We start from the raw sequence: 10,254 nt of genomic DNA on the forward strand, positions 1-10,254 counted from the left end.
AGCGCGGGCTGCCGTCTTTGGCTTTGAAGTATCTTCCGGATCAGAGGGAATAGAGAGGATTTTCTCCATCACCCGGTACTGGCGGAAGCGGGGAGTCTTCACTCGCTGGAGCCGGCTGTTCATCCGGAGAATAAATGGAATGATACTTGAAGAGGTTTTCAACCTGATGATGATTGATGGTTTCGACTTCCATCAGAGCCTTTGCCATAGCATGGAGGACTTCAATGTTGTCGGTCAGCATCTGCATCGTATCATTTAAAGCTTCGTTCAGGTACTTATGCATTTCCTCGTCAATGATCGTTGCTACGGTTTCGCCGTAGTTTCTTTCAGAGCCAAGCTGCTTGCCGAGGAAGATCTGTTCCTGATGTTCACCGAAAATCATCGGTCCGAGGCGGTCGCTCATGCCCCATTCCATGATCATCTTGCGAAGGATGCCGGTGACCTGCTGAAGATCTCCGGAAGCGCCGCTGGAGATTTCATCAAAAATGATCTTTTCAGCGCAGCGGCCGCCAAGAGCGACGCGCAGCTGTGCGAGAAGGTGGGATTTTGTAATGAAGGATCTTTCTTCATGCGGAAGCATCATGGTGTACCCGCCAGCCTGTCCACGTGGGATGATGGTGACTTTGTGCACCGGATCAGCATCCGGAAGAAGGGTAGCCATGATGGCATGGCCGGATTCATGGTAAGCGGTGAGTTTTCTTTCTTCATCGCTGACCTTGTGGCTCTTTCTTTCAGGACCGTAGCTGACTTTTTCACTGGCTTCTTCAAGATCGGCCATGGAAATGGTCTTGCGGTTCTGACGGGCAGCCAGAAGTGCAGCTTCATTCAGAAGGTTGGCAATATCTGCGCCTGTAAAGCCAGGAATCTTCTTGGCAATCGTATTGAGATCGACATCGGCTTCCAGCGGCTTGTTTCTTGCATGGACACGGAGGATTGCCAGACGTCCGCGAAGGTCAGGACGGCCTACGACGACGCGGCGGTCAAAACGGCCCGGACGCAGGAGCGCCGGATCAAGGATATCCGGACGGTTCGTAGCGGCGATCGTGATGATGCCTTCATTGGAACCGAAACCATCCATTTCGACGAGCAGCTGGTTCAACGTCTGTTCGCGTTCATCATGTCCGCCACCCAGTCCGCTTCCGCGCTGACGGCCGACGGCATCGATTTCATCGATGAATACGATACATGGTGCATTCTTCTTAGCCTGGGCAAAGAGATCGCGTACGCGGGATGCGCCGACGCCGACGAACATTTCTACGAAATCAGAACCGGAGATGGAGAAGAACGGAACGCGCGCCTCTCCTGCTACAGCTCTGGCAAGAAGGGTCTTGCCTGTGCCTGGAGGTCCGACGAGAAGAACGCCCTTCGGAATCTTGGCGCCGATAGCCGTATAACGTCCCGGATTTTTCAGGAAATCGACGACTTCGGAAAGTTCTTCCTTCGCTTCGTCCTCACCTGCGACATCATCAAAGTTGACATGGACCTGGCCTTCGCCTGTCATCTTCGCTCTGGACTTGCCAAAGCTCATGACGCGTCCGCCGCCCTGTGTCTGGTTCATGATCCAGAACCATACGATGACAAGGATGACGATCGGAAGAAGTGAAGACAAGAGGCTCATCCACCAGGACGGCTGTTCCGGCGGCTTAGCCGTGATCGTTACGTTATTATCCGTCAGTTTGGGCAGGAGCGTCGTATCATGTGCCGGTGCATAGGTGGCAAATTCAGTACCATCCTTCAGCTTGCCGCTGATGGACTGATCGACCATGGTTACGGAAGATACATTCTTCTTATCTACCTGAGAGATAAAATCACTGTATGTGATTTCGGAATGTTTTTCCTGTGGATGGACGAAGGTATTGAATATGGATACCGCTATGACGATAAGCAGCACATATAGCGCAACATTCTTTAGAAACTTATTCAATCTATTCCTCCTTTTATGTGCACTGATTCAAACAACTGCAGCGGGATCGATAGGGAAATTCATTCCGCGCTTTCCGTTCATGCGGCATCCCCCGTGCCTTCCGGACAGGCACCCGGCCTGTGCGCGTCTCTAAACAAAACCTTTATAGAAACTTTTAAATCAGTAATTAATTTTATCATATTTTACCACATACCTGCAACGTCTATTTTACAATTGAGGCATGCCGCAAGTATATAAATGTGAACAAAAAGGAGCCGCCCGGTCCGATGGCCGATCGGCTCCTTTTTGTTATTTCGCCTGCGCGAAGACCTTATTGTCCAGTTCACAGATTTCCGGAAGGTTTCTATACTTCTGTGCATAGTCGCATCCGTATCCGACGATGAATTTGTCAGGGATTTCATAGCCGATGTACTTGACATTGACTTCCTTCTCACGTCTTTCCTTCTTGTCGAGGAAAATAGCGAGTTCTACGGAAGCAGCGCCTCTCTTTTCAAGAATCGGAGTGAGAGCTGCCATCGTGATGCCGGTGTCAATGATGTCTTCTACAACGATGACATGGCGTCCGCGGATATCGCTGTCCAGATCTTTCTTGATCTTGACCAGGCCGGAAGATGTGGTTGCATCTCCATAGCTGGAAACGACCATGGTATCCAGAATGACCGGAAGGTCGATTTCACGCATCAGGTCACAGAGGAAAGGCATGGCACCTTTCAGAATCCCAACGAGGACGATTTCCTTGCCTGCATAATCTTTGGTGATCTGCTGGCCCATTTCGCGAACCCTCTTTGCGATCTGTTCTCTTGTAATCAATACGGTTTTGATATCATGTTTCAAATTTTCCATTTCAGCACTTAGTCTCCTTCTATCCAGCTTAGTGTTAATAATAAAAATTTCTTTGTATCGGGCGACGGTCTTCCGTAGCGGCTTCCCCGCAGGAATCCTGCCCAGTACACGTGATCTTCATCAGCGGCCAGCGGCCACAGATTTCTTGCTTCCTTCGGCACTTTCTTCGCCTGGAGAAGCTTTCCGATATCCTTTGTCCCTTCCATTCCGGAAGGTGCGATGCGGTCGCCCTTTTGCGGGAATCTGAGGCGGATGGTACCGACCTTGTCCGCATCGAGCAGATACTGGTATTTTTCAAGATGCAGAGGCGCCTTGTCGAGCAGTCTGGTTTCCATAAACCAGCGGCCCAGCTTCTGGCAGTTTTCTGTATCGTTGTTTCCTATTATATCAGTCTTGTGAATATTATCTACCCATTTAGGGCATATCGTTTTATAAATTATTTGTAACAGATTCCATGCATCCGGTTTATCTTCATGCCTTGTATCCCCAGCATAAACAAGAAATCCATTTGATGAAAGCTCAACGGTCACGCCTGCTTCATCCGTTTTTGCGCCTGTTTTTCCGGAGAGGAGAAGATTTCTTACCCTTTCAAGTCCTTCAAAATCAGGCTCTTTGGCACCGGCCCTGATCATCAGTCCGGCAGTCGTCCTTCTTGCAATGGCAGTGGGAAGGCTCCTGTAAATCTCCCTGTCGCAGTAAAGGCAGTTTCCTTCCTCCCCTTTGACAATCCTTTTTGCCGCTTTTTTGGCCTCTTCCTCAAGGAAATGATCTTCCTCGCGAAGAATGCCGGAGGTGCGTGAAAGTGTTTCCACCAGATTCGGATTGTAGGAAAGAAGTTCGGGGATCAGAAGAAGCCTGAGCTTGTTCCTTGTGACGTCGGGAATGTCATTCGTCGGATCATGGCAAGGCTCATAAGGGAAATCTTTGAGGAAATCCTCGATTTCCTTTTTCCTTGCGCAGAGGAACGGACGGATGAGGTCATCCCTTTTGGGGCTGATGCCTGAAAGTCCCTTGGCGCCGCTTCCACGAAGGAAATGGAAAAGAACGGTTTCTGCCTGGTCATCTGCGTGATGAGCCGTCGCAATGACATCGTAATGTTCCTTTTCTTTTACATCTCGGAGCGCCTTGTACCTCAAATCCCTTGCGATTGTCTCGATGGATTCGCCGCCCTTCTGCGCGCCTTTGACGTCGACATCTCTCCTGTAGAAGGGAATCTTCCTTTCAAGGCAGATCTTTCCGACGTAGTCCGCTTCCTCTCCTGATTCTTTGCGGATATGGTGATCTACGCAGCAGCATCCTACCTCTATGCCTTCCTTTTCACGGATGGAATCGAGAAAAAGAAGAAGCCCCAGAGAGTCCGGACCGCCTGATACAGCGGCCAGGATACGGCTTCCCCTTCTCCAGAGCTTTTCCTTATGGGCATAGGAGAGCATGCGCCCCATCCACTGCCTGTCCATCATTTCGGTTCATTCGGAACAAGGACGTCGGCATCCAGAAGCCCTTCCGACAAATCCCTGTCGCTTACAGTAATCTCAGACAGCGCAAGGTATTCCATGAGGCTGTCCAGGATAGCAATCCCTGCCACGATGATATCCGCTCTTTCGGGCATCAGGCCCTTTGTGCGGCAGCGTTCGTCATAGGACATGGCGCTGAGCTTCTTCAGGGCTTCCGTCACATTTTCCTGACGAATGACGAAATCCTGTACTTTTTCAGAATCATACACATCGAGCTTCTGGATCATGGCTGCCAGCGAAGTCACTGTGCCGCCTACACCGATCCAGCGTTTGACGTTTCTGATGTATTCCATGAGGTCCGTTGTGCGGAAGAGTTCGAAGCAGTGCTTCTTCAGCATGCTGAGGCCTCTTGCCGTCGTCGTGTCGAACTGCTTGGAGCAGCGCACGCATCCGAGCTGGAAGCTGTGGCACATGCCGACGTCCGTGCCGAATCCCATGCAGATCTCCGTGGATCCGCCGCCGATATCAACGACTGCCGTCAGCACGCCGGGCGTGCCGGCTGCGCCGATATAGCTGTAGTAAGCTTCTTCGGTGCCTGACAGGATGCGGACTTTGACGCCTGTCGTCTCTTCGACAAGCTTTGCGAAATCCGGTCCGTTTCCGGCATCTCTCATGATGGAAGTGCCGTAGGCGAAGATTTCATCAGCGCCTGCTTCTTTCGCTTCCTTTACAAATCTCTCCACGGCCTGGAGGGTTCTTTCTCTTGCGCCCTGTCCGATACAGGCTGTATCAGTCATCCCTTCCCCGAGACGGCTGCTTCTCAGATCCTTTTTCAAAACCTTCCATTCGTCTTTGTCATCTTTCTCTGCCAGCAAAAGACGAACCGAATTGGTTCCGATATCGATAATCGCACGCATGGTTTCCTCCCCTAAAAGAACAAGGGAGCAATAGCTGCTCCCCTATTTCCATCTGTCAGTCGGAACGGCGCGCGCCGCGTCCGCCCCTCTTAGATTCCACATTACGTTTCAAATCAAGAAGTCTTTCATCACTGTCTTTCAGGAAGCGGCTCAGCTTGTCCTCAAAAGAAGCGGGAGCTTCCTGTCTTGCCGACTGGCGGTATCCGCCGGAGAAGGAACGCCTTTCCTGATTCCTGGGTGCCGGAGCAGATGCTTCGCGATCACCGGAATTTTCTCTTCTGGTGAAATGGTGGAATTCTCTGCCGTTGCCGTGTTCATGATCGCGGTGAAAATGATCCTGCCGCTTTTCCTGCGGGGCAGCAGGCTGTGCCTGCTTAATGGATAAAGCAATTTTGCCTTTGTCATCGATCGTGATGACCTTAACTTTGATCTTATCCTGTACTTTCAGATAATCATTGACATCATTCACATATTCGCTGGCTACTTCTGAAATGTGAACCAGGCCTACACTCTTGTCTGGCAGTTCAACAAATGCGCCAAACTTCGCGATCCCTGTAACTGTACCTTCTACGATATTGCCGACTTCTAAAGCCATGAAAAAAAAAGACATCCTCCCTAAGGTCAAGCTCCCTGGAGCCTTCCTTAAATAAAATAAACATAAATATAAATTATATTATACGAGATTTCACAGGGAATATCAATATCCCGCCAGAATATTCCGCGCCCTTGCAAAAGAGTGCGAAAAAGACGGACTGCATTCTGAAAACCTCATTTTCCGTCATACAGGAAGAACCCTGCCCCCTTATACAGGGAGAAGGGCTCCTCGAAGCTGTCCTTTTATTAAAGATAATATACTAATGTATATTTTGCGTAATATGTGCGTAACATCCTACTTGACGTACGGCATTTCCCCAGGCTTTACAAGGCCGAGTTCGTCGCGGGCCTTCTGCTCCAGCTTCTTGGGATCCTGCAGATCCTGCTTCTTCTGCTCGAGCTCTTCCTTTTCATCCGTCAGCCGGTCCATGTCCTGCTTTATCTCATGCTCCTGCATTTTCAGCTGAGCAAAGTGATAACTCTGGATGCCTAGTACAACGATGCATAAGAATACTGAAACGCAGAAAACGCATCTCAGCATCACGCTGTCCGGAAAAAGGCGCTTCAGAAAAGGCCTTTTCCTCTTACTATGCATGCGGCGCTCTTTACGCACGAGCTTCCCTCCCCAGTACTTGGTTCACAAACTTGTATACCTTAGGTTCTGCTGCCATTTCCGCATCATACTTCTCTCTTGCCTTGGCTGCGCGGAATCCATAATCCAGCCATGCTTTCGTATCATTCCAGCGGTTCGGATCATTGTAGAGTGTCACAATGACAAGGCGGCCGTCACGTTCTGCCGAGGCAACAAGACAGTCTCCGGCAGCTTCGGTCATGCCTGTCTTGATGCCGTTGGCACCGGGATAACCGCTGCTAAGGAATTCATTCCTGTTTTCCACATTGCGGTAAATGCCGTTCCTGTACGTCATCGGGTATGTCTTTCTCTTGACGACATCACGGAAATCCGGATTCTTCATGGCATACGCAGAAATGAGAGCCATATCTTCTGCCGTCGTGTAATGATCCGGATTGGTCAGTCCGTTTGGATTGGCAAAGTGGGAATGCACAGCACCGATCGCTTTTGCCTTTTCATTCATCATTTCAACAAAACGCCCGTAGGAGCCTCCGACGGTTTCAGCCGTCACGACAGCTGCATCATTTCCTGAAATAAGCATCATGCCGTAGAGCAGCTGATGCAGGCTGATCGGCATATCCGTACGGACGCCGATATTCGTTCCATCCTGGCCCATGGCAAGAGGCGTGACAACGACATTCTGGTCGAGCTTTGCCTTTCCTTCTTCCAAGGCGATGATGCAGGTCAGAATCTTCGTCGTGCTTGCCGGGTAAATCTTCAGTTCCCCGTTCTTATTTGCCAGCATTTCTCCCGTATTTCCATCAATCAGCGCCGCTGCGACCGCTTTTGTTTCAGGCGGAGGCGGGAGGACTTCCATTTTCGGCGGAGGCGGCGTCATCACCACCAGTACACCAAATGCAGCTCCCACAAAAACAATAACCAGCGCTAAAAATGCCAGCAGTTTCTTCATAACCAATTCCTTTCCGTCTCATGGCATGGCCAGGAGACCGGGACCGTAATTATTGTTCGGCCTCAGAGGATCCCTGCTCCGCGGCTTCCTTTTTCTGTTTCTCCAATTGCTGGCGGGTTTCGTCGATTTCGAAATCATCCTTCACAGCCTGCCCGCGGTCTTTTGAAATGCCCTTATTGAGTGCTGCCGTGTATTCGAGGCCGTTTTCAGAGCCATTCGTGGTATAAATACCAAGACTTCCGCAGTAAATCGTATTTCCGCGGTATACGGCATCCGGAACATTTCCTGCATGGTAAACCTTTGCCAGTTTCCCTGCTGTCAGGTATGTCCTTTCAAGGTCAGTGTAATTTCCCGAAGCAGCCGGCTTGAAGGCTTTTTCTCCATTGACGACGATCCAGCCGTCATCTACTTTAACATGGTCTCCGGAATATTTCACCATGCGCTTTACATTTTTATTGATTCTGTCGGATGTTTTCGGATGATTGCCCGGTGCCAGAACTGCTTTGAGGCCGGTCGGCGAGCTTTCACCGTACTTGTCCTTCAGGACCTGCATGGCTGCCGCAGGAGCACCCGGATTGTATCCGGCTTCCACCGTATATTCGAAGCCCCTGTCATCTGCCTGTTTTTCCTGATCCTTCGTAAATACAGCATTCGCTACATAGTTGCCTGCGACATTGGCAAGGATTGCCTGGCCCACCGTAGCATCACCGCCAAGATAAATATTGAGCGCCGTAATGAGGCCGACTCTTTTCTTGACACCGTCTACATTGTGACGGAGCTCGCCGTGCGAAACTTCATGAGCCATGATGTAAGCCAGCTCATCATCGTCCATCGTATCAAGTGTACCCTTATTGACGCACATGACGCCGCCAAGGCTCATGAACGCATTGATGTCTTCCTGAGGGGATACGTAGATCTTATAATCCCTCTTGAGCGTTCCCGTGTCGCGGATTCTCTGATAGACATCCTGCACACGTGCATCTGCCGCCGGATCCTCATAGACGCCCGTTTCCTTCTGGCATTCATCCAGAAGCTGAAGCTGATTATGATCATCCATGCGCGAATAATAATTGGAAACAAAGAGCATAGCTGCCGTTCCATAGAGAATCTTCTCTGTTACGGAAGCCGCCTCAACTTCGAGGGGAGCTGCGAATGCGCCTGTTGCGCAGACTGCTGCCAGAGCCGCAGCCGCCATTTTTCTCTTCCAGTGTTTCATGATGCGCCTCCATACCTGTAATCCATCGATATATTACTATTGTATCATTTTTAGCAGTTTGCGTGAAATATCAATTTTCTTCGATTTCCTTGATAATCCATCATATTTTGTTGCATTACGCATCCATCTTATAGAGCTTTATCAAAAAATTTCTATCTTTTTATCTTTAACTCTTGTATTCATTTGATATAATATAAAAGTGAATCTTTTTGAAATATCATTCGCGCTCATTGAAAGGAGTCTTTTCATGACAGCAGATAACCTTACATTCTCTCTGGAAATCGATTTCATTCCGGACATTCAGGAAGGCCGCATGGACCTCAAAGCCAAGATGAAGGAAGTTGCCGCAAAATATGCCGGCACATATGTCCTTGATCCGAAGGCACGCCCGATTATTTCCGGACTTTCCAAGGAAGACGTGGAAAACGCCCTCAAGGATCTAGGCCTGCAGGCATTCGGCACCTGGCCGTCCTGCATTCTGACCTGTACCATCAATACGCCTCTTCCGCTCCGTGCGGTAGGCATGTCCGACGGCTGGGACATTTACACCGGCAAGAAGACATTCTTCGCTTTCGCACAGTTCCCGGCAGATGCACTGGGCCTCATGGTCAAGGCATGCACCTACTACCTCGAACACGAAAATTATCAGTCCCTGGAAGAATTCATTGATTCCATCGGCTATGAAACATTCCGTGACACCGTCCTCGGCAATGCAGTCGCTGACGGAAACGGATCCGCCGACAGCTTCTACGGCAACGGCGGCTGGGATTCCCCGGAAGTTCCGCCTCTGGCGCCCGGCGATTTCGTCCGTCCGGAAAACAACATCATGCAGATCATTGAAGTATATCCGGAAATGGGACCCTTCCTCATGGAATACGGCATGTCCTGCGTAGGCTGCTTCGTTTCCTATGATGAAAATCTCTGGCAGGCTGCTCAGGGCCATGGCATGGACGTCTTCGAAATCATCGGCGAAATGAATGAATTCATCGCTGACAAGTACAAGAAGCCGCTCCTGACTGAAGATACACCGATGGAAACCATCCTCACCATGTATCCGCAGCTCCTGACCGTTTTCCAGAGCCAGAACATCCCGATGCCTTCCGACATGAAGACATCGATCGGCATCATGTGCCGCGATGCAGGCGCTGACGTGAAGACACTCATTGCCAAGTGCGATGAAAGACTTCGCAGCGGAGATGAAATGTAATTCCAATGACGAAAGGCTGAGCCAATGCTCAGACTTTTATTTTGCTCTGAAGAAAGGCTTCCAGTTTTTCCTGGAAGATTTTCCCTGCCTCCCTGCTCCTTGCCGGAGGCCCTTTCAAATGATGCTTGCCGCTTCTCATAGCCTTCTTGGCCAGATGGCGCTTCATAAGGAGCCCGTCTATGTTGTTTTCCGTGTACTGCCAGCCGTCCTGATGAAAAGCATATGCCTTCCTGGCAAGAGCCATGGCCGCTGCGCCGTAGTCCTGCGTCACAACGATATCTCCTTCCTTCAGAAGATTCGTCAGGACGAAATCAGCAGAGTCGGCACCCTTGTCCACCGTCTTCACCCGGCTGTAATCCGATTCAATCCGGTGACTCGTGTCGCAGATGATCGTCACGGGGATCTTGAATTTTCTGGCCGCCCTTTCCGTTTCACGAACGACCAGGCATCCGTCCCCGTCTATCCATATTTCCATAATCCCTCCCATAAAAAAAGGAGCTGTGACAAAATCCGTTAAAACGCTGCTTTTCCTTTTCTCGAGCGAAGCGAGGTTTAAGG

10 protein-coding genes are annotated in these 10,254 nt (G+C 50.2%); 1 reads left to right on the plus strand and 9 read right to left on the minus strand.

The window, feature by feature from the left end:
- Positions 1 to 40 precede the first annotated feature (40 nt).
- From ftsH to M3200_RS08065, 8 genes are all read right to left on the minus strand, one after another.
- Positions 41 to 1,924 carry an ATP-dependent zinc metalloprotease FtsH gene (gene ftsH, locus M3200_RS08030; RefSeq protein ID WP_022383015.1) on the minus strand — a complete coding sequence of 628 codons (1,884 nt, stop codon included), beginning with the start codon at positions 1,922 to 1,924 and terminating at the stop codon, positions 41 to 43.
- A 288-nt stretch (positions 1,925 to 2,212) separates the two neighbouring features.
- Entirely contained in the window at positions 2,213 to 2,767 is a 555-nt protein-coding gene (gene hpt / locus M3200_RS08035) for a hypoxanthine phosphoribosyltransferase (RefSeq protein WP_022383016.1), read from the minus strand.
- Between the two features lie 8 nt (positions 2,768 to 2,775).
- Positions 2,776 to 4,227: a tRNA lysidine(34) synthetase TilS gene (gene tilS, locus M3200_RS08040; RefSeq protein ID WP_022383017.1), complete on the minus strand. Its 1,452-nt coding sequence runs from the start codon at positions 4,225 to 4,227 to the stop codon at positions 2,776 to 2,778.
- Positions 4,224 to 5,138, minus strand: coding sequence for a Ppx/GppA phosphatase family protein (locus tag M3200_RS08045; protein WP_022383018.1), 915 nt, complete (start codon positions 5,136 to 5,138; stop codon positions 4,224 to 4,226). The genes tilS and M3200_RS08045 overlap by 4 nt, the downstream gene beginning before the upstream one ends.
- 55 nt (positions 5,139 to 5,193) lie before the next feature.
- Positions 5,194 to 5,733: a S1 RNA-binding domain-containing protein gene (locus M3200_RS08050; RefSeq protein WP_022383019.1), complete on the minus strand. Its 540-nt coding sequence runs from the start codon at positions 5,731 to 5,733 to the stop codon at positions 5,194 to 5,196.
- 294 nt (positions 5,734 to 6,027) lie between these two features.
- Positions 6,028 to 6,273, minus strand: coding sequence for an FtsB family cell division protein (locus M3200_RS08055; RefSeq protein ID WP_288178234.1), 246 nt, complete (start codon positions 6,271 to 6,273; stop codon positions 6,028 to 6,030).
- Positions 6,274 to 6,337: 64 nt separating this feature from the next.
- Complete coding sequence (locus M3200_RS08060; protein WP_022383021.1) at positions 6,338 to 7,273, minus strand: D-alanyl-D-alanine carboxypeptidase family protein; 936 nt, start codon at positions 7,271 to 7,273, stop codon at positions 6,338 to 6,340.
- A 49-nt stretch (positions 7,274 to 7,322) separates the two neighbouring features.
- Positions 7,323 to 8,489 carry a M48 family metallopeptidase gene (locus tag M3200_RS08065; RefSeq protein ID WP_022383022.1) on the minus strand — a complete coding sequence of 389 codons (1,167 nt, stop codon included), beginning with the start codon at positions 8,487 to 8,489 and terminating at the stop codon, positions 7,323 to 7,325.
- A gap of 247 nt (positions 8,490 to 8,736) precedes the next feature.
- Here M3200_RS08065 and M3200_RS08070 point away from each other — a divergent pair, with 247 nt between their 5' ends.
- Complete coding sequence (locus tag M3200_RS08070; protein WP_022383023.1) at positions 8,737 to 9,696, plus strand: DUF1858 domain-containing protein; 960 nt, start codon at positions 8,737 to 8,739, stop codon at positions 9,694 to 9,696.
- 28 nt (positions 9,697 to 9,724) lie between these two features.
- On the opposite strand, the gene M3200_RS08075 is transcribed toward M3200_RS08070, so the two are convergent.
- Positions 9,725 to 10,171 carry a YaiI/YqxD family protein gene (locus M3200_RS08075; RefSeq protein WP_022383024.1) on the minus strand — a complete coding sequence of 149 codons (447 nt, stop codon included), beginning with the start codon at positions 10,169 to 10,171 and terminating at the stop codon, positions 9,725 to 9,727.
- Positions 10,172 to 10,254 lie beyond the last annotated feature (83 nt).

This window comes from Dialister sp. CAG:357 (genome assembly GCF_000435155.1).
Taxonomy (GTDB): Bacteria; Bacillota; Negativicutes; order Veillonellales; family Dialisteraceae; genus Dialister; species Dialister hominis.